The following is a 21,252-nucleotide window of genomic DNA, read 5'->3' on the forward strand; positions in this document are numbered from 1 at the left end:
GGCTGCGCCTCTCCAGTGATGAAGACCTGGCTCTGGCGATGCCGCAGACCGTTCATGAGACATATTTCGCAACCTAAAAGCACCCGTGTCAGTAGCAAGGCAGAAAATAGGCGCTCGAGCCTGCCGGAAAGCCAGCCTTCCCCGGGAGTGACCTTGTTGACTGAGAGCGCGGCGGCGATGATTGATCGAGCCGGTTCCTAGACTAGACGTTGCGGGACAGTCTGACCTTGCAACCGGGATAGTTTTGGCAACCCCAGAATGCGCCGGCTGACCCTTGCCGCTCAACCATCTTGATTCCGCAGGCCGCGCATGTAGGCGTCCGGTAGTCGCCGCGAAACGCCTGCTTCAGCAACGTCGCTTGCTTGTACTGATCGAGCGCGCAGATCCGTTCCAGGATGCCCGCACCATCAAGTAATTGAATGCCCGCTCGCTCTGCCGACTCCTTTACCGGTCGCCCTACATAGCCAGACAACGACCAGAAAACGCCCCTACGCACCTTGTGTTCGTGCATGACACCGGCAAGTGCGCGGACCTGCTCCACCTTCACCGGCTTACTCCATGCTTTGCATTGGACCACGGCCACGGGAACATCCAGGCCTGCCTTGTACAAGGTTGCATCGATGCCGCCATCGGGACCATGGGGCACAGTCTTGACCACGAACCCCATCGCCTCGTAGTACCCAACACAAAGCAGCTCAAATCGCTTCCACTCTAACAACTTGAGGGCATCCAGCGTCCAGCTATTGATCTCTGGCTTCTCAGGTACGGATGCTGTCCTCGCCAGCGGGCTAACGGCCTCCTTCGACTCGGCGGATTCATCGGAATACCGGGGTGACACGGGGGCCGACGACGGCCGGCTCGTGCGGGAGCGCCGAGCCCTCATCGGGATTTCTTGCTGCCTGGCCCCCGCCCTACCCCGCGCACGGATGTATGACAGCACACCCAGGAAGCCGAACATGGCGGCGGGAACCCAGGCTAATGACTGGCTTAGCACGGCAATGCCCGTCAACAATGGGCTCGACGCGAATATCCCTGGCACGACCCCGCGAAACACAATGAAAGCACCCAGGGCCAGTGCTGCGGATACCCACCATGGCGCATCCATCAATATTTCGCTAAGCGACGGCTCCTTCCTTCGGCGACCCATTTCTCTACCTGTTGTTGTTCTTCATCTCATTGGCGCGGAATCCCGCCGTCGGCAAATCTACCCGATCTGATATGCAAGACGGGTTGCAGCAAGCCAACACCCCACCGACTACGGGTGGCAGAGCCGAGAGACAGCCGGCATATACCTTGGTGACCTCACGGATTCGGCCATAGTTTCGCTTGACGGCATCCCTTAAACTGGATCCTTCGCGCAACACCAGACGAAAACCATGAAAAAAGCAGGTCAGGTCAAGACGTGGCATGCAGACAAGGGCTTTGGCTTTATCGACGTCTACGCGGACATGAAGGATGTCTTCTTTCACGTCACAGCGCTACAAACACGCGCCGTGACGCCGACACCTGGTGACCGCGTGAGCTTCGAGCTTGGCAAAGGGAAGGACGGCCGGATTCAAGCCCTGAACGTTGCAATCGTCGGTGCACCGAAGTCGCGGTCAGACGCGAGCCCTTTGCCGGTGCTCGCAGGTCTGGCGGCCTTGGGGTTCATCGTCGGCGGCGCCCTGGTTGGTTATTTCCCTCGACAGGCCGGCATTGTCAGCCTCCTGGCCAGCATCATTACGTTCTCCGCTTACGCAGACGACAAGACGCGGGCCAGCCGAAACACGTGGCGCACGCCTGAGACCACCCTGCACCTACTGGCGCTCTGCGGCGGTTGGCCGGGCGCGCTTGCGGCCCAGCACCTGCTTCGACACAAGAACCGGAAACGGGAGTTCCAAGTTTCGTTCTGGGGCACTGTCGCCGTGAACGTTGGCGCAATGGCGCTTTGGCAATACGTCATTGCGGCCTGAGGGAAAGCTGAAGGCCGCGGCCGTCCGTTTGCAGAATCTTGTTCCCGAATGTTGCAGAATTTTGTTCCTGGCCCTCTGGGCCAGACGGGAGCGCCGCGGAAGGTGGCTTGGCGCGCGGCGGCCGTCTTGCAGCCTCCGCCTGCGTGCCCTGGCTGCAGCGGGCTGGGCAGCGACTGACCGATCTCCCGGGAAACGAACAAAATTACGCAAAACGTCGGCCGGAGGAACAATGTTCTGCAAAATTTCTTTGCATAAAATTGTTCCTGGCACCTCGGAAACGGCGAGCTGGCGGGCGACGGGCGGGAACAAAATTATGCAAACCGACGACTCTGCTCCCGATGTGCTTGGCTGAGTTCCCCTTAGTCTTCAGTTTACGATGTGTTCCATGCCTTCAATCCGTGGTCTGGGCTCATGCTATAGCACGACACCCGGACGCAGTGCTCTTCCTCACAGGTCAGGATATAGCTAAGCCCACGAGCATCTCACGGACATAGCGATCTCACCGTAGACGAAGAGCAGACTATCGATGTGGCCGGACAACGCGCACATCGTCAGGCCTCACGGGCAAACATCCGCCGCCCAGGTTCGAGCGCGAGCCGAGATCCCGTTGCGCGTCAGCTGTTATAGAGACAGCAGGATCGACAGCGTCGTACGGCGACCGACACAGCAACTTTACGCCACCAAAGTTGAACTGAAGATAGGCGCCAACAAATACGGCCTCCTTCCCATCGGGAAAGAACTCTTTTGTGGATGATGTAGGAATCCCAACTGCTCTTATAGATGGCAGGATCGACTCATTCTGCAGTAGATAAACGTGTGGCTGCGTATCGCTGACGCCGGCAAGTTCAAAGGATTGCCTGGAAATTGGCGCAAAGAACATGGCTGTTGCGATCGCTGCATACAGAACACCGCCGCCAGCCAATGCAGTCAGCAACCAAAGCTTACGGGGAGGATGTCTCTCAACCTTGGCGCCGAGGTAGGCCAAGCCAGGAACCACGCTAATGGCTCCTGCCCCGCAGCATAGAACCACAAAGGCCGCAGGAGAGGTGATATTCAGATCTTTTGTCAACCACCACAGCGATAGCAGCGAAGCAGCCGAAGCAACAGAGATTACGATGGGAAAGGCAATACCGACGCCCATGAGCAGAGCACAGTAGCCCAAATAGTACGCCGTGTTCCCTCCCTGTCGCATTACGGTAATACGCTGCTTCGTCGACGCGGGTAGAAGGTCCTCACGGAATTTGGCGGCCATTGCCGCTGCGGTTACCGCCGAAACGGCAGTGGCGAGCTGTAACGGGGACGTGATCGCGTCCGGAAAATATGCTACGGAGACACTGAAACAAAGTTGCCACATCAGCACGGGCACGAAATGAAGCTGTTGCGCCCGGGCCGACGCAAGACGAGGATTTGGTCTCTCATCGTCCAGCACCTCCGCCGCTGCCCCGAAAAAGATTGAGGGCAGGACAACCTGGAGGAGGAATACAATCAAGATTAATATCGACCCGACGAGCAGTGCCAGCAGGCCCGGCAGTGACCCAACTGACTCACCGAAGAGTTCCGACCAACCAAGCTTTCGAAGATAGAGCCAAACAGTCATCGCAGGCGCTACTAATGCGAGCGGCGAGACCTTCAGTATGATCTCTAGCAAATCCTTGATGAAGCTCATCCCTCGCAGGATCCTTTCGAAGTGAGATGTCTGGCTTTCCGTCGGCTTGGGATTAAGTGTCATTGAATTGCTGGCAAACAAGGGTATCGTGACAAGCCCGCGTAATTTCGCTAGAAAAGCACCAGAAATGCTTGCTAACGGGGCGGCTCTGGCGACGACTGTCGAATGCTCCTCGTCACCGGTAGGGACGGGAATGGCGTCGGAGTGGGGCTCAGCGAGCAACTGAGAAGGCGCCTTCACGCAACCGCTTGAGCTAGATACACTGGGGGTCCCTATAGGCACTGTCGAGTAAAAGAATGGAGGCTCAGGCGCGTATAACTGCACCGAGGATTTGGTTCTGAATCGGCATCTGCCCGGCAAGCCTTAATCCCTACGAAAGAGGGGGCTTGCTAGCTACCCGCAAGCCTCTCAGCACCGCCACGACTTGATGCCATAACAAAAAAATGCACCAATATACAGCGTGAATTTGCCACAATACGTATCTGATAAATTGCAAACAGCCAGGAAGAGCACCGTTTCATGCATATTGAAAGCGTCACGATAGCCGGTTTCCGCTGCTTCGGCCCTAACCCGACAGCCATCCCCTTCAGCCAGGGACTCACCGCGATCGTGGGGCCGAATGCATCAGGTAAGACAGCGGTGCTGCAGGCTCTGATGCGACTTTTCGGGGTGACGCGCGCTCAGCGCACGATCGTCCCCTCCGATTTTCATGTCACACCGACCGAGACCGAACGCCTCAAATCGCGGACGCTGACAATCGATGTACGCCTGAGCCTGCCGGAACTGGTGGACGGCAGCGCGACCGCTGCCACGGTCGCACCGGTGTTTCGCCATGTCCGCATCGAGCGCCCCGGCGGCACGCCTCTATGCCGCCTGCGGCTTCGCGCACGCTGGGACGACGATGGCACTGCGGAAGGCGCCGTCAGTCAGGACCTGAACTGGATTAACACAGCTGATGACGTCGTACGTGACGATCAAGCCTCCCCGGTAGCCCCGGGAGATCGCGGTCTGATCCAGCTCTTCTACACACCGGCCAGCCGCGACGCTGGCACTCAGATCCGAGCCACGACGGGGGCGTTGGCAGCTCGCCTGCTCAGGGCCATCGAATGGTCGGCGGGCACTCAGGCGACCGTCCACGCGGCTACAGAGCAGTTGCTGAATGCCTTTGGAAGCGAGAACGCCATTCAGGCCATCAGCGAGTCGCTATCCAAGCGGTGGGAGAAATTGCACGACGGTGACATCGACTGCAACCCCGAACTGAGCCTGATGAGCCGGCGGTTCGAGGAAGTCGTCGCACGCATCGGCGTGATGTTCAAGCGCGGACCGGCCGGAGAAGACCGTGGACTCGACGCGCTGAGCGACGGCCAGCAGTCACTCTTCTACTTCGCGCTGGCAGCCGCGGTCTTCGACGTGGAGCGGGCTGCAGTGGCGGGCCGCATCCAGGGATTCAGGACCGAGGAACTCAACGTACCAGCCCTCACCTTGTTCGCGGTCGAGGAGCCCGAGAACCACCTGGCGCCCTACTACCTCTCGCGTATCCTGCAGCAGATCCGCACGCTCGTCGAGACAGGCGCCGGCCAGGCCATCGTGTCCAGCCATTCCCCCTCGGTGCTGGGGCGCGTCCCGCCCGACGACGTGCGCTACTGCCGGCGCAACCAAGCGACTGGCGTGTCAACGGTGCTGCCCATCCCGATGCCGACCAGCGACGTCGAGGCCATCAAGTTCGTGCGCAACGCCTTCCTTGCATTCCCCGAACTGTACTTTGCGCGTTTTGTGCTGTTGGTTGAGGGCGATTCAGAGCGTATCGTGCTGCCGCGGCTGGCGGAGGCGCTCAACCTGCTCGTCGACCCGTCGTTCGTTGCGATCGTGCCTCTCGGAGGCCGCCACGTTAATCATTTCTGGCGGCTGCTCCATGGCCTGGGCATTCCTTACGCGACCCTGCTCGACCTAGATCTGGGTCGCGACGGTGGTGGCTATGGCCGACTCAAGAATGCCTTGCAGCAAATGCTCGCACTTGGCGTTCCTCGCGAAAAAATTCTGGAACTCTCCGATGGGACGCATCTCAGCGATAAGCGGCTTGCAGAAATGGAGACATTTGACGCAGCCAATCTCGAGGGGTGGTTGAGCTACCTAGAGCGCTCTTCCTCGGTGTTCTTCTCTTGGCCACTTGACCTTGACCTGGCGATGCTGGCCGCCTTCCCCGCTGCATACGCAGCCACGATCGACGGAGCTGGGCCGCGTATGACTAACGAAAGCGCTGCCGAGGTAGTGCTTGGAACGGCAGGTCCCGGGCTGATCAGTTACACCGGCAACGCGCAGATGTTCCGTGACCACATGGCTGCATACCGCTACCACTTCCTCACGCACAGCAAGCCTGCCACACACCTGCGCGCACTCACGCACATTGACTTGCCCGCATTAAAAGCCGGCATGCCTGCGCCTCTCCAGCGTGTGCTGCTGCATATCTCTGCTCAGGTATCAAGGTTGTGACAATGTCGTTGCCGCCAAGACGCGTTCCCCCCGGCGACTGGCAGCCGGTCGGCGTGCACAGCCTGGAGCCGAATGCATTGACCGTCGTTCGGTCGGCCGAGCACCGCTCGGTGCTTGCCGGACCCGGCGCCGGCAAGACTGAACTGCTCGCGCAACGCGCTGCGTTCCTCCTACAAACAGGCGCGTCCCCTGCTCCGCAGCGTATTCTAGCCATCAGCTTCAAGCGCGATGCCGCACGAAACCTCGCGCGCCGTGTGCGTCAGCGTTGCCACCCCGACCATGCGAGCCGCTTCGACTCGCTGACCTTCGATGCGTTCGCCAAGAGCCTCGTGGATCGGTTCGGACAGGCACTGCCAAACCGTTGGCGGCCTACGGCTGACTATGGCATTTTGTTCCCCAAGCGGGCGCATTGGGCCGACTTCCTGCAGCGTGCGTCCCTTGCTCTGGACAACCCCTTCGGGCAAGCGGCCGTGCAAGGACTCTCGGTCAATTACTTCGAGCGCCGTCATGTGCTCGCTGAGCGCTTACCAGAGGCCGGCTGGACGTCGGGAAATGCAGGCCTCTGGGCTGGACAGCGGTTCTGGGACGAACAGCTTCGAGGCGCCACGCGCAGCCACCTCACCTTCCCCATGCTCAGCCGACTGGCGGAACTGCTGGTCCGCGTTAATGCGTCCGTACGTAACGCCTTGGCGCTGACCTACTCTCATGTGTTCATGGATGAGTTCCAGGACACGACTGAGGCCCAGTTCGACCTAGTCCAAACAATCTTCCTGGGCATGCCAACGATCCTGACAGCTGTGGGTGACAACAAGCAGCAGATCATGCGCTTCGCACTAGCGATGGACGATCCTTTCGGCGCATTCGAACAGACTTTCGGCGCGCAACGCATCCCTCTGCTCAGCAACTACCGCTCCTCGCCCGAGCTCGTGCGCATCCAACACGTACTGGCGCAAGCGCTCGACACGTCTGCCGCGCACCCACAGTCAAAAGCCGCCGCCAGTATTTCCGATGCTTGCTGTGCCATCTGGGACTTCTCCAGCGTGAACACTGAAGCCCAGGCTCTTGCCCGGTACGTCGCGTCGCAGATGCGCGAGCATCAATTACAGCCCAACGACTTCGTGCTGTTGGTACGGCAGAAGGCGGAAGACTATGCCCGGGTCCTAGCCCCCGCCTTTGCGACCGCGGGTATCCCCCTGCGCAACGAAGCCGCCTATGTTGGCGCCCAGATGCTGCAAGAGCTGCTCACCGAACCCCTGTCGGAACTAGTGCTGTTAATCCTTCGCTTGGCCTGCGCCCCTCGAGGCGGATTGACCTGGATCGAAGCCCAGCACGCATTAGCAAACTTGCGGGGCATCGCGCCTACCGACGACCGTGCACGTCGCGTCCTTGCTCAGGATCTAGACGCCTTTGCGCGTCGGTTTATCCAGCAGCATCCCCAACCGCCGGAGACTGAGGCGATGGCCCGCGCTGTCATCCAGGAGGTGGAGGCTTTCCTGGGCCGTGATGCCCTCATCGCGGCCCATACGCCCTATGGACAAGGGGGGTGGCTCGCGGAAGTCGAGAATAGTCTGGCCTTGCATCTGCAGTCGAGCGCCGTCCAGGCAACTGACTGGGCTGCGACACTCGATGCCTACGAAGGAACAAAAGCCCTACCGCTCATGACGCTGCACAAGAGCAAGGGGCTGGAGTACCACACCGTGATCTTCATCGGCCTCGACGACTCGGCATGGTGGAGCTTTGTACAGGACACCGTCGACGCGACGGCAGGTTTCTTCGTGGCGTTCACACGCGCGAAGCAACGGGTGATCTTTACCTATACGCCACAGCGTGGTGCACGAGTCAACATCGCACCGCTGTATGGCCTTCTGGCGACGGCAGGCGTCCAAACCATCACTGTCGCTTAAAACAGGACACCTTCGAGTCGAGTCAAGAAAATCCAGCGAGTCCCGTTAAACTGCTGACGTGACGCAGCATCCCAGGAGAATATTGATGACCGGGTTCCCCTCTTACCTTGCGTGCTCAGTTGAGAATCCGGCAAGTCCCACGAAAGGCATATTATTTTTTTTAGTAGCCCTTGAAATATGTATCGTGATCCCCCCTGACCGATATTCGACTTCACCTGGAGGATGAGAAAAGTGCCGGAAATCAAAAAAAGCGATCTCAACTACGAAGACTACAGCTGGACCACCGTGACTGGGGACGATCCCAAGAAGACCAAAGAGGACGCAGATAGGTTCAGTCGTAAAGAGGGCTACGAAGTCTTGACGTTGCTCAATTCTCTCAAAGGCAAAGATCAGGCCGATTTGAGCATCCGCACGCGTCAAATCTGTGAATGGATGATCCACGAAAAGCTGCCTTCCGACATCCAAGGACGTTCCAAAGTAATAAACTGGATCGCTGCAAACTATTCTGATCTCAAAGAAAAATATCCCTTCTAAGAATCCGAGTTGACCCGCCAAGCGCGGGCCGACTTTTATTTGCCACGGACTGATTTGTCGAACGCAGATTTCGCAAGGTCGCGTACGGTAGGCTTCCAATGCGAAGAAGGCTGGGTTCAGGAGATAGCGAATAGCGTGCATGCTCAGACTGAAAATGTACCCGGCTAGAAACGGCGATGCCTTTCTTGTCGATGCTTCAGGCTCCCACGTCCTCATCGACGCGGGCTTTGCGAGCACCTTCAACGACCACATCGCACCCGATTTGAGGCAGTTGGCACGTGCGGGCGGCCAACTGGATCTGCTCGTCTGCACCCATATTGATGGAGACCACATTGGAGGGCTTCTCGAGTTCATCTCCTCGAACGGCGCTCCAGGAGCGCGAAGCATTGTTGAGGTCAAAGAGGTCTGGCACAACAGCCTTCGATCGCTTCCGTCCCCACCAGGCCCGCCAGACAGCGCGTCCGACTGCCAGGTACTCGAGGCGATCCGGAGGCGAGGATTTCTTCTGCCACCGGCATCTGGGCCGACTGCAAATCCCATCAGCGCAAAGCAGGGAAGCTCCTTGGCGAAGCGCCTCAAGCAATACGGCTACCTATGGAACGCGAGCGATGGCACCACGAACATGACGAGCGGGCGCCCCCCGTACACCTTGCCGAATGGCGTTCAGGTCCGCTTGATAGGCCCAACAGTGGCCCGACTGGAGGAATTGCGCACTTGGTGGATCCTGGAGATGCGCAGGCTCTCCTACAAAGGTGGAGCAGCGGTCGACCCTGTGGTTGAGGACGCCTACGAAATGGTTTGCGCATACACCCGGCAGCCGGCACCGGCGATGGTCAAGACCATTTCAGCTGGGAGCACCAAGAGGCTCAATGAGGTGTACGTGCCCGACATCTCCCCTACCAATGGCAGTTCGATTGCCACCCTCATCGAGAGTGAAGGCAAGAGGCTACTGTTTCTGGGCGATGCTTGGGCCGAGGACGTTGTCGTTGAGCTCAAGAGGCTCCATGGAGATGGCCGTCCGCAGCTGTTCGATGCCATCAAGGTGTCTCATCACGGCAGCATCCACAACACGAGCGTGGATCTTCTGTCGCTCATTGACGCTCCCATTTTCTTGGTTTCAACCAACGGATCAATCCACCATCACCCAGACTATGAAGTGTTGGCCGAGATCGTCGACAGGCCCGCGACCTTCGAGCGAAAGATCTACTTCAACTACGAGACCCCCGCATCCACTCGCCTCAGGGCGCACGTGTCAAGGTCCGGGGCGAAGTTCAACGTGGACGTCGTTCAAGACGGCTGGATCCACGTCTAGGGAGAAGAACAATGACTGAAGAGGAAGTGAAGCTCGCGACGTGCCAGGTTCTAGGTGCTGGCGAAGCCGGTACAGGATGGCTGATATCTGCTGACCATGTCCTGACGGCCTATCACTGTCTCGGCGAGGCAGCCGATCAAGGAGTCAGCCTTGAGGTCAGCTTTGGAGTCGGGCAGTCCGCGTCGAAGCAGCAGGCGGTCTTGGATGCGTTTGATACCGACCTTGACGTTTGCATATTGAGGCTTCAAGAGCCCTCCGCCTTCGCGCCAGTAGCACTCAACGTCGGCGCTCCGCGGCCAGGCGAGCGATGGCTCTCCTTTGGCTATCCGGTCTCCAAGCTGCAGATTGGCCAGGTCCTGCAGGGAGCGGTGCAGCAGGCCCTGAACGAGCTGGCCAACGGTGTAGATCTCGACCTCTCGGTTAGCCCGGAGACGGTGTTGACTGACTACCGCGGGATGTCCGGCGCTGCGCTCATGACTACAGACGGCTGCCAGGGGATGCTGCGCGTCAGCGTCGACAACGCCCTCGGCGCCGTGAGCACGGAGGCGCTTCGGGAGTTCCTGGCCGCAAACGGGCTTCTTCCGGAGGGCGAAGCGTCTCAAGGCGACGCCTCACCGTTCGCATCGCGGCCCGCGTTTGATGAGTTGTTTGAGTCGACAGTGGTCAAGGCCGGCGGAGGATACCTGTTCCTTGATGGTGCTCACGGCATCGGCAAGTCGACATATTGCCGAGGCTTCAAGCCGGAATCGGCCAATGTAGAAGTCCTGGGTGTCTATGCCTTTTCCGAGTGCAGTCGCGGCTCTACTCCGGCTCTCCAGGTGCAACCGGAAGTCTTCGTCGACTGGTTGACCTCGTTGCTATCGACGCGGGCTACCGGCAAGCCAGCTCGGCTGATGCAGCTCACATATGCACAGCTCATTCAGACGACGCATCAGGCCTTTCAGGCCTTGGCGCAACGTTGCTCGAGTGACGGCAAAGTAGGAGTGTTGTTCATCGACGGGATCAACGAGGCTGCTGCCGTCGGCGGTGACGCCTTGCAGCGCTTCGTCGGACTCTTGCCTCCAAGCATTCCGCCAGGAGTACAAGTTGTGGTAGTGGGAGCAGGTCTGGACGCCATCGCCGGCAAGCTCAGCCCTCTCCTCTATGGGGCTGAGCGCTTGACGCTGCCGACCTTGGACGAGGACATTCAGTACCGGCTTTGCGCGTCGTCCCTTGATGCAGAGAAGGTTACTTCTACACTGGTCTCTGCTCTTTGCGAGCGCGCAAAGGGCCATCCGCTGTACCTGCGCTACCTTGTCGACCTCGTTAACGGTGGCGCCAGCGAGGGCGACCTCGAGTCACTGCCGCCGTTTAGTGGATCTATTGAAGACTACTACGAGAGCATCTGGGCACAGCTCCTTGCGGAAACGGATGCGATCAACCTGCTTAGCATCGTCACGCGCCTTCGCTGGGGGATCCCAACGACCGACCTGATGGCCATGCTGACCCCGTCAGAGTCTGCAGCGTTCGTTCCGACCATCACTCGCATCCGCCACTTGCTGTCGGCACCGGACACGACCGAGGTCTATCACTCGTCGTTCTCTGACTTCGTGGTTCACAAGACATCGACGCAGAGCGAATGGGTTCAAGGGCGACTTGCTGAGTTCTGCCTTCAGCCTGGTAGCGGCGACTACGGGACGCTCAACCGTGTGTTCCATGGCCTCCGTGCCGACGCTCAAAAGCAGCTGGCAGCGATAGGTGAGTGCCAGCAGCAATGGGTCGACCAATCCGTACTTCTCGGGGCTGAGCCTGACGTTCTCCTGGGGGACATCGAGGATTCGCTTGAGGCTGCCACTCGTCTAGGCACCGCGACTGACATCTTTCGCCTCCTGCTTCTCTCGCAACGGCTTAAATTCCGTTACGACACGCTCTTTGCTCAGTCTGCTGGCCTTGCCGCTGAGGCCCTGATCGCGCTTGGCAAGACAGAACAGGCTATGCGGCACATCCTTCGCTATGGGCACCTCATCGTAGACCCGAGCGACGCCTTCGCCATAGCAAGAAGCCTCATCGAGGCGGGGCATCAGAACGAAGCCCTCGAGATCCTTCAAAAGGTCGACAGCCTGCTTCTACCGATCCTTACACGCGACGGCGTAAAGGTTGGCGAATATCTCAATGCAGCGGCAGTCAAGCTCCAAGGCTATGGCTTGGCTAGCTATGCAGGAGCCGATCCGTCCACATTCGACTTCCTGAAATACGTCATTCGGCTCGTCAAAGCACCCCAAAACAATATCTCGCAGGAGCACGGGCAGAAGCTGCTGAGCGACGTTATCGGCAACATGCTCGGAAACATCCTCTGCGTGGCTCATTCCTACAAGCCGCTCTCTCAGCTTCCTATCCCTACAGATACGCCCAACAAGGATCAAGCGCTCTCGCTAATCTCGGTGCTTGCCTATGCTCGCATCCACGCTCGCAACTACGGCACCCGCCTTCCGAGGGACAAGGTGGAGATGCTGCTCGCGGACATTGGCAGCAAGATTGACGACTCGCTAACCGTTGACGAGAAGGCATTTGGCGTCGTTGACTTGCTGATCGAAGCAGGAGCCGACGCCGGCCTCGTTGAGGCCTACTCCAACGGAGTGGTGTGGGATGCCGCTACCCTTCCTCTGTTTACAGAGAATCGCTCTCTCGCCGACGAGAAGGCGTTCGTGGAGGCCTACGCGCGTCTTCGAGCCGCCAATTTTCTGGGCCGTAACCAGACCAGACCCATGCCCGAGGCGCTGGAGCACGGCAACTGGGAGGAATGGCTAGAGACCCTGGCTCAAGCCGTTGCATGGGCAGACGCAAAAGTTCGCCATGCGCGCGCAACCAGTGACCCGGCCGCCCTCGCCTCTGCAAAGAAGTACCTCAACGATGAGGTTCTCCCATTCTTCAGGCTCGAACTCGCGTCGCGCATGCTTTGGGCCGGGGCCTACTTCATCCCTGAGAACATTCTGCCGCTCCTATACGGCCACCTTGCAGACCTCTATCTGGACTGTCTTCCCGACGAGGCTGCCGAGCTTCTCGAGGTTATTCAGGAGTCATTTGACGGACAACTCGGCCTGTACAATGAAGGCTTTCGTCGCGCCTTGGCAGCGGTGATCGGAACGCTCGTCAATGCAGGCATTTCAGGCGATACCGCCGATAAAGCGTTCGCGCTCTTGCTGCGTTGGCGGGACTACGTCAGAGACAACGTGCAGAACAGGCACGAGCTCGTACCTGAACTGCTCTCGATGGTCCCACTGTTCGCTCGGATGGAGTCCGCAGAGGAAGCTCTCCGTACCTATCACTCCGTCCTCGCCGCTTCGATGGGCCCGAGTTGGTACAAGGAGGACCAATTCGCCGTAATGTCGAGAGTGCTTGAAGCACTCCCAGCAGACGCTGAGATTGCCCCCGCGGCTTTAGCCCAGATTGCCGCGTACCTGGAACACGCCAGCGGAGAGATGACGTTTCAGCGATACGTCCGCTCAGACAAGGGGACGTTCATCGGGGAACTGAGTCGACGTGGCATGTATGCAGACGCCGTTCGCTACTTTCAGCATCAGGCTCATGGCAGCATCAAGGAGATGTGCGAACAAGCATCGGACGGTGGTCTTGACCGCGTAGCTCCTCTCGTTGGCATGCGTTACCCAGGCGGCGCGCTGGAGGAACAAGCGGCATTGATGCAGCTCCTTGAACACGCTGGAATCCACGCGGACTGGAGAGTGCGCTGGGCGCTCCTAGAGGTCTACCAGCACGGAGACGAGCGGTACCTGAGAGATTGGGGGCCAGCCTACGCGACCATCATCCAGGAAATATCACACAGCGCGGCGGACCTGGCTTGGGCAGTCAAGCGAATTGGCAGAATCGCGCACACGATGAATGCCGAGCGCGCTTGGATGCTCATGCATAGCTTGACGGGGGCGCTGCCGGCCTTCCTTTGCGAGGCGTTCTCGGAGATGCTTCAGCAGTTTCGAGAGTCTTTCAGCCCGAATCAGTTTGACCAGTTAACTGCGAGATTCGGTGTTCGCAGTGAAGTGGTTGCAGGCGGCCCGCCGAATCCCGACGTCCCAAATGCCGCAGAAGCTGCCGAGACTGATGAGGAGGACGGCGGCGAGGACCGGCTGTTCATGCCTGGCACCTTTGGAAGCAGAACTTCCGTCAGGGATGCTGACCTAGCGCTGGAGGAAGCGAGGAAACACATCAAGCGCCGAAACACATCAGCTGCCGTTGAGCGAGCTGTCTTCGCTCTCAGGGCATTACAAGGCGGCGGGTGGTCGATATGGGAGAAGGGCCACTCGGGCAGCAGCCTAGCTGACACGATCATCCGGGAGAACGTGCAGTCGGCTGATGAGCTAGCGCGACTGTACGGCCCACTGGCTCTCAATGAGCAGCACGTGCAGCGCTGGACAGCCGCGTATCACCTCATCAATTTGATTGGCCCCAAGCTAGATGCAAGTCAGCGGACCCAGCTACTGTCGGTCGCGACTGAGCATGTTCGCGAGATGGTGGGGAGCGCTCCGTCCGAAGCCTTCTCATACATCGGAGCAACAAAGCCCGTCAGTGCATCCGATGCCCTCCTTGAGCTCTTGCTTTGGGCACTTGATCACCCGAGCTGGGAGCGGCGCGATACAGCTGCAGCAATGGTGCTCTGGTTGCTGCGCTCTGACGATGCTTTGATGGCGAGGCTGGCCCGGCTGGCGTTTTCGATGGATAGTGGCAGCCGCGCTGACGTTGCTGCAGGGGCGCTGGACATCTTGTCCCGCGAGACTCCAGCAAGCCTTTGGGAACGTGTCGTGCGCTTCGTCGATGTCAACGAAGTGGTGCGGGCATGCACACATGCAGGACGGTTTGCGACGCTCCTGCGAATAGCCGACCGCGCGAGCAATAAGGGCGTTGCTTCAGCGGCAGATGCGGTCAAAGTTCTACGCGCCAAGCCAATCGCGCATCCAAGCCCAGAAGACCCGGCGAAGAGCCGCCTGCATGCAGACCACGTGCCTCCCAGCCTAACTGCATCTTGGAGGGAGCTTACGCGCTTGGGCATCTTGAACGATGCGGCTCTACAGCGAGCTGCGTCGATCCTTCAGGACTCGTGCGGACCATACGCCTTATCCGATGTGCAACAACTCGACAGCCTGGCTGCTAGAAGGCATGGAGAGTGGGCAGGCGTCGTCCCGGACCGATGGGCAGCAAGAGTTCGGTTTGCACTCAATGTTGCACTCTTCGCGCCAGCGTCGATTGAGCAGCTCGCCAAGATTGAAGCTGCTCTGCGCATTTACAACCCGGAGTCGTTGGTCGAGCCACCGGACGGAAGGCGGCTCGTCGCAGGGCTGATCGACGCAATGGAGTCAGGCAACGAAACAAGGTTCCTACCCTCAAGCGACGATCTCGTTTTCTTGGATGTCCAGTGCTATCTGGAGCGAAGGCGGCAGGTGATTAAGGTAGACCTTACATCGCACCTGCTCCCGCCGGGACAGCGGGAGCCTAACTCCGGGCAGTTAGGCACCTTTAAACCGACGGAGCTTCCGCGACCTGGGCCAAGCGACCAGCTTACAGTCTGCGGTCGTGTTAAACCTGGACTGGCACACTTTGGAGCTCTCACACCTGCCATAGCGAACCCGCAATTCGTGGATCTATTGCGTGCTCCACCTTCCGCTATGGTCAGGTACCATTGGAGAGACGGTAGCACTGTCCGAACTCGGGGAGTCAGCCGTCGTCATGAGGTTTCCATACTCGCCATCCGTCGCGACGCGTTAACCCTACCTGCGGGGTGGCGCATGCAATGGATGTTGAGGATCAACGGACAGGTCCGAGCGGTGCTTCATAAGGCGTAATAGATCATGTTGCCCAAACTCACGACAATGCAGCGGCCCACGACGAGGGAAGAGTTCGAGGAACGAATCAATCTCGTCCACGAACATCTTCAATCCGGCAAGATGCATCCCAATGGCATGGAGGGTATGTTGAACGTCCGACTGCTGCCCAATGGTCGAATCGACATGCTTAGCGTCGACGAGTTGGTCCGCCTGAATGCGAATATGACCTATCAGATGATAGCCACCGATATGGGGAAGAAGCTGAGGGAGCTTTCGAAGGATCGCGAAGGCCTCGACGACGAGACGTAATGGTCTTCGTCAAAGAGTGCTCAGCCTTGGCGGCAAACCGGGCGTCCCTTGTCGCCACGTTTACCGCGCAGGATCCTTCACAATCGGGACCCTGCTTCGACATTCGCCACCCGAGTGCGGCCGGCAGGCCGGCCGAAAAACGGTTCCCCGCCTCTTGCCTGGCTGTTAGACTCCGAGCAGGACCGTCCGCGGGGTACCTCGTCACACCGTCGGCAATATCGCATACCCGGTCCTAGCACGTCGCCCGTTCTCTCGCTCACTGAACTAAAAAATCATGCGGGGATCTGCCATTGCCAGCGCTTGTGTAGTTGGTCTCTTCAAATGGTATGTCGCCTCACACAATGCTAATCACCTAACACAATGCCGGGCCAAAAGCCTGTCAAAGAAGTCCGCGACGCATTTTTGAGCGTGTGGACCAACCCTGCGCTGTTCCAGGTCAACGTCCAAGAATTCGTAACCGCCGAAGCGGTAGACCTCGTACCCCATAAGCCGCAGCCGACGATCTTCCGCCACCATCTCGGCATAGCGCTGGGAGTTTGCGATGAACCGATCCGGCGCTAGAGGATCCGGTACTGCGTAGTGGTGGCGGCCATCGATCTCGATCACGATGCGCACGCCGTGATCCAGCATCAGCAGAAAATCCATACGCTGGCGCGCTAAAAACTGTTCGTCGCCGCGTTGGCGACGGGTGTAGGGGTCGTAGTGCAGATAGACCTGCGGGACAAGCGCGGGCAACCGCTCTCCAAGCGGACCACCGTAGCGCTCGTAGTAGCCTTGAAATACCGCAAACTCACCCGCCGAACGGGCACCGAGCACAGCCTGGCGCAGCCGCCGGAAAAGATTCTCTTTCGCACTGGCCACGTCGCTAATACCCTGAAGTTCGGCATACCAGTCGCGCAAGTCCTTCCAGAGCAGCAGTCCGGAATTGGGTAAAGGGCGGTCAAAGACCAGTACTTTGTCGGCATGCTTGATGATCTCGACGTCGTTATTGACTGCGTCGCGAAAGACCAATTCTGGCTTCTCACCGATTGATGCGAAGATCAGGTTCTTCATTGCTCCGACGACACCTGCCTGCATGCGGACCACGCCATAGACGGCGTACCCCGACTCCACGCTGGTCTTCCTAACCGCGAAGCCGTCCCGCCTGAGTGCCGTGTCGATCGCGGTGGCTAGTGTCGCCTGCTCGCCGTCACGGCGTGACATGGGATGCAAAAGCTTGTTCAGCAACGAAAAGAAGCGGGTCTGGCTGCACGTCATCGCGCCGCATTGAATCAGCAGCTCTTCATGGGACCAGTCATCGTTGCGTAAGCAGTGCTGGACAATCTGCCCATGCAGGCTGGTAAGGCCAAGCAGACCAGTCAGCCCTGTCGGATCGTCCTGGATGACCGAGGCACCGAACACCACTCTGAGTCCATCAATCAGCGGTAGGTCGCCGAACAGGGAGGCCAAGGGATTGAGAGCCTTGAGAACGTCACGCCGGACCAATGCACTTACGCGCTGTTCTGCATGGACGGTCATCTCGCTCACGATGTCCGCAAGTTCCTCCGAGGGGTAATCGCGTAGCACCCGCGTTGCCAAGTCTAAAAGGTCCGCCTCGCTCCAGGAGATGATCCTGCGTCGGACGTACAGCCGTTTGCTGCCGAAAGCCTCCTGCGCATCGGCCTCGTCCACCGACTGCTGAATCCTCAGGCCGACACAGACATCGGGAACGTCGTAGGCCTTGGCCGTGGCAACGGCCCGTGCGATCTGTTCCCTCAGGGTGTCGAGAGGAATGAGCGAGGGCGAGACCGGTAAACCCTGCATTGCTGCTCCACGGCGTTTCGTTGTCCGTATTTTGACAGCATTCAAAGCGAATCTGGTTTTGAAGCCGCCAGCCACGCCAGCGCTCACCCAGAGCGGGCCAGGCCAGATAGCACAATCGTGGGGGGGCAAGCAGCTTGTGGAGCGAGTGGGAGTCACCTGAGAGACCGCCATCACAAGTTAAGCCCACATCATTCTCCGAAGATTCAAAGACTTATCAGCAATTCGTTCGCCGGCCCTTGGCGGCACTGACCACATGGCGGCCTCGGCACGCAGCGTGGCCAGCTCGCCGATGGCGGCTTCGGTGGCCGTCTGTCAGATTGCCTTGATGGGCGTGGGCGGCCACCTGTTTCAAAGCGTCCGGGAGGTCCGGATGCTCGATGGTGACGCGCGTGCGCCCGCACAGCTCCTGCGAGTACGCTTGCAGCGGCTCAGCTGGCGTGCCACGCTGCCCTTGCGCACCAGGCTGTAGAGCTTGTTGGCGGTCGGAGAACAGCAGGTCAACAATTCCCATCGACACCTAAAATGTGCTTTGATGACCTTTTTCATGGGAAAGCTAAAACTAGGCGTTCGCTGCAAGTCTTTGATTCAAAAGGATCGTACGTCCCGAGTTTGTCTGCCCGACCTTCCACTGCTCGCTGAACGGGCTACAGTGCGCTAAGATCCCGAACCCACGGATTTGTTGGCTTTGAACTCCTCGGAACAACTGCATGCCTACCCAAGTCACGCTGCTTGATCGCATTGCCGCAGAAGATGTTTTGCAATGGCCAGACGCGGGCGAAGCCTCCCTTAGCCTTGTTATTGGCAAATCCGCGGAGTTCGAAGCTGGCGCAGAGGGGCTTGCCCTGGCGTACCTTAGTGCTGCCATCAAGAGATGCTCTTCGTTACACATCCATTGCGAATTCGCTTTCCCTCGGGACAACAACGATTTCAGTGGAACGCTTCTGTCCACGATGTTCGGCTATGCGCTCTTACGGGCATGTGCTACCGCGGCGTTCCGTGACGGCCCTGAGAGTGGTGCGACGGAGCTTCGACGGTTTGCTGGCCGCTGCTACGATGCAAAGCGTGGCGTAATTGGACTCGGAGACCGCGTTGGCATCCTGGCGTTTGATCCCAAACGCTCGATTCCTCGCGTATTTGACACCCACTCGGATGTCAACGCCACCGAGATACCATTGCCCTCGCAGTTCGCTTCTGGTCTGCACAGAATTTTGTCAGGGATGGGCTTGGGGCGCATTGCTAGCCAAAGCACTCTTCCAACACTGACGGATTTCATCTATGAGACCTTTGCGAACACGCTACAGCACGGACGGCCACACGACGCTCGCGTAGCAAGGCATAGCACACGAGGCATCTCGATTACCAAGATCGTCTTCAACGCCGCCCAGCTAGACAGGCGAGATATTTCTGCGGAGATGCGCGAATTTCTGCTGCGCGTTGCGGAAATGGAAAAGACGGACAAAGACCGACTGCTGGCTTGCATATCCGTTATGGACATGGGAGAAGGCATTCAGAACACCCTCCCTGCTGAGTCCGTTGAGGAACACCCCGAAGATCGGTTGCGCAGGGCGTTTCAGCTGAAGCAGACCCGCAAGAGCGTCAGTTCCGTCGAAAAAGGGATGGGCTTGCTTAAGGTCGTGGACGCGGCATTTCGTCTTCGGACACGCCTGCAAGTTACTTCCGCTGGCCATCGGCTTATCAAAGACTTTTCCCTCGGAGAAGACAAGATGCCGACAATGGATGGCGCGGTTCTCTCCAGGCTTCCTCAGCAGTTCGCGGCAGGAACATGCGTAGACCTGTTTGTGCCTGTGCTCTTCACAGACGTCGATCAGCGCGTACTGGCTCTCTAAGGCGGCAATGACAGATACCCGCTGGGCGTTTATTCGCGGCGACATAGAGTCCATCGCCGATATCGACGCTGCTCTCTCTTCCACTACGCATGATTATGCAAGTGAGGCTGGAGCATACGTCGCTCGTGTTGCCTTGCCCCTATTCCGAAGTTTGTTGACAGCCACTGCGATTTTCAATCAAGCGGTTATTGCCGAGACGGTAGAGACAGCGTCCGGTCGTCTAAGATACGCTTTGGCAGACGTTGCGAAGCGCTTGAAAGGTGGACGCTTGGCGATCCTGCCCCGCTTGCCTCAGCTGAACGAGATCGTCTCGGATGCGTCTCCTGAAGACATGCTCAAGACACCCTTGATGGTGACCGCCGACGGGGACGGTGGTCCCGCCCTAGCTGTGATGATGGCGGAGGAACTTACTGATATCCGCAGCCAGGAACTCTCTGACATCGTAAATGTTCACCGAAATCGTGCGGTACTGGCGGTGGACGGAGGCCATTTTGAGTTGCCATCAGGCGCGCACACATCTCATTTCTTCCGACTTGCCGAGTGCTTAGCAAGTACTGACGATCTGGATAAACTCGTATATTGGGTCGCCCGAGACATCTGTGAACAACACGCCATCGGTGCTGATCCGAATCAGACTTGTGGCTTAGTTGTGCTGGTCGACAATCCCAGTACGCTTACTCTTGCGCTTCGCTTGAGTCATGTCTTCCCCAAATTGGCGATGACATATGATTGCGTACGCGCATATCCTGAGAACCCAGACAGATCGGCAGATCTTCGTCAATGGCTGCAGCCACGCATTGCGGTAAACTCCCGGATTCACTTCATTGTCAGCGTGTCGTCCACTGGCACACTCACTAAGACATTGCGGAGAGTCGCGGGGTCACTTGATGTGCCCGTTGGTACGTCAGTGCTCTACGCAACCACGCCAGACCCAGCGTCGCATGCATTTTGCGCACTACAAATCGATGACTACTGGCACACGACGTCATCTGAACATTGCGTGGCATGTCAGCAAGGCAACAGTCCCGTATTTCGCATTGATCGCGCTCGATACTTCCTCGCGGCGAGAAATGTCGACACCCGGGCATTGCCCCCCCTCCTCTTCAGAGCGCAGCGCACCTTCATCGAAGCTTACGGCCATTTCGATGGCGTTTTGCGCACGCACGTCAATGATACGAGCTGGGGAAGCGGGAAGCATCGTGCATTTAGCATCAACGTGGAGAAACTGCTGGAAATCCCAGCATTTTGCGAACAGCTCCTCGGCAAGATTCGGGGTATGGACCCAGTTCCCGACCTCATCATCACCCCTGTTCATCGAGGCGCGGCTGCAATAGCCCGATTCCTCAAGCGCGAACTACAGATTCGCGTAGAGTCGCATGAATCATTGCGCATCAATCTTGCGGTCGACCTAGATCGCACTCTCGCGGAAGCAATCTCGCAGTCTGAATCGATATTGATAATCGATGACGTCGCCTACGGCTCCGAAAGATTGCAGGCATATGTCAAAGCCATACGGGGATCGAACGACCTCTTCGTGGCGCCCAGGCTGGGGTCGTCTCAGAAAACGGAAAATAAAGCACGCTAAGGCATAGCCGAACCTGCCAAGCTTGCTCCACCCTGTAGTG

The 21,252-nt window shown here is 58.5% G+C and carries 12 protein-coding genes and 1 pseudogene; 9 read left to right on the forward strand and 4 right to left on the reverse strand.

The features are described 5' to 3' along the window. Nucleotides 1-202: 202 nt before the first annotated feature. Nucleotides 203-1,105 (reverse strand): restriction endonuclease, encoded by a 903-nt coding sequence (locus AC1Q6V_RS33525; RefSeq protein ID WP_328706772.1) that lies wholly within the window; start codon nt 1,103-1,105, stop codon nt 203-205. Between the two features lie 271 nt (nt 1,106-1,376). Here AC1Q6V_RS33525 and AC1Q6V_RS33530 point away from each other — a divergent pair, with 271 nt between their 5' ends. Next, nucleotides 1,377-1,952 (forward strand): DUF1294 domain-containing protein, encoded by a 576-nt coding sequence (locus AC1Q6V_RS33530; RefSeq protein WP_011154084.1) that lies wholly within the window; start codon nt 1,377-1,379, stop codon nt 1,950-1,952. A 520-nt stretch (nt 1,953-2,472) separates the two neighbouring features. On the opposite strand, the gene AC1Q6V_RS33535 is transcribed toward AC1Q6V_RS33530, so the two are convergent. Next, nucleotides 2,473-3,618: a hypothetical protein gene (locus tag AC1Q6V_RS33535; protein ID WP_136227935.1), complete on the reverse strand. Its 1,146-nt coding sequence runs from the start codon at nt 3,616-3,618 to the stop codon at nt 2,473-2,475. A 519-nt stretch (nt 3,619-4,137) separates the two neighbouring features. Here AC1Q6V_RS33535 and AC1Q6V_RS33540 point away from each other — a divergent pair. The 6 genes from AC1Q6V_RS33540 (at nt 4,138) to avs1c (ending at nt 15,977) form a co-directional block, all read left to right on the forward strand. Beyond that, on the forward strand, nt 4,138-6,108 hold the full coding sequence (locus AC1Q6V_RS33540) for an ATP-dependent nuclease (protein ID WP_011154083.1): 1,971 nt from the start codon (nt 4,138-4,140) through the stop codon (nt 6,106-6,108). 2 nt (nt 6,109-6,110) lie between these two features. Beyond that, complete coding sequence (locus tag AC1Q6V_RS33545; RefSeq protein ID WP_011154082.1) at nt 6,111-8,012, forward strand: UvrD-helicase domain-containing protein; 1,902 nt, start codon at nt 6,111-6,113, stop codon at nt 8,010-8,012. A gap of 231 nt (nt 8,013-8,243) precedes the next feature. After that, on the forward strand, nt 8,244-8,546 hold the full coding sequence (locus tag AC1Q6V_RS33550; RefSeq protein ID WP_041688677.1) for a hypothetical protein: 303 nt from the start codon (nt 8,244-8,246) through the stop codon (nt 8,544-8,546). Nucleotides 8,547-8,685: 139 nt separating this feature from the next. Further along, entirely contained in the window at nt 8,686-9,858 is a 1,173-nt protein-coding gene (gene avs1a / locus AC1Q6V_RS33555) for an AVAST type 1 anti-phage system MBL fold metallo-hydrolase Avs1a (RefSeq protein WP_041688675.1), read from the forward strand. Nucleotides 9,859-9,869: 11 nt separating this feature from the next. Then, entirely contained in the window at nt 9,870-15,686 is a 5,817-nt protein-coding gene (avs1b, locus tag AC1Q6V_RS33560) for an AVAST type 1 anti-phage system protease Avs1b (protein WP_011154079.1), read from the forward strand. Between the two features lie 6 nt (nt 15,687-15,692). Beyond that, nucleotides 15,693-15,977 (forward strand): AVAST type 1 anti-phage system protein Avs1c, encoded by a 285-nt coding sequence (gene avs1c, locus AC1Q6V_RS33565; RefSeq protein ID WP_051398625.1) that lies wholly within the window; start codon nt 15,693-15,695, stop codon nt 15,975-15,977. 348 nt (nt 15,978-16,325) lie between these two features. On the opposite strand, the gene AC1Q6V_RS33570 is transcribed toward avs1c, so the two are convergent. Together AC1Q6V_RS33570 and AC1Q6V_RS33575 are read right to left on the reverse strand one after the other, a co-directional pair. Then, nucleotides 16,326-17,780, reverse strand: coding sequence for an AbiJ-related protein (locus tag AC1Q6V_RS33570; RefSeq protein ID WP_011154078.1), 1,455 nt, complete (start codon nt 17,778-17,780; stop codon nt 16,326-16,328). A gap of 258 nt (nt 17,781-18,038) precedes the next feature. Then, nucleotides 18,039-18,326, reverse strand: a pseudogene (locus AC1Q6V_RS33575) (DNA-binding protein); the annotation flags it as partial. 161 nt (nt 18,327-18,487) lie between these two features. Here AC1Q6V_RS33575 and AC1Q6V_RS33580 point away from each other — a divergent pair. Together AC1Q6V_RS33580 and AC1Q6V_RS33585 are read left to right on the forward strand one after the other, a co-directional pair. Further along, nucleotides 18,488-19,627: a hypothetical protein gene (locus AC1Q6V_RS33580; protein ID WP_041688671.1), complete on the forward strand. Its 1,140-nt coding sequence runs from the start codon at nt 18,488-18,490 to the stop codon at nt 19,625-19,627. A gap of 7 nt (nt 19,628-19,634) precedes the next feature. Further along, entirely contained in the window at nt 19,635-21,212 is a 1,578-nt protein-coding gene (locus AC1Q6V_RS33585) for a hypothetical protein (protein WP_492344772.1), read from the forward strand. The last annotated feature ends 40 nt before the right edge of the window (nt 21,213-21,252 follow it).

The sequence above is a fragment of the Cupriavidus sp. GW823-FHT07B10 genome (assembly GCF_058794355.1).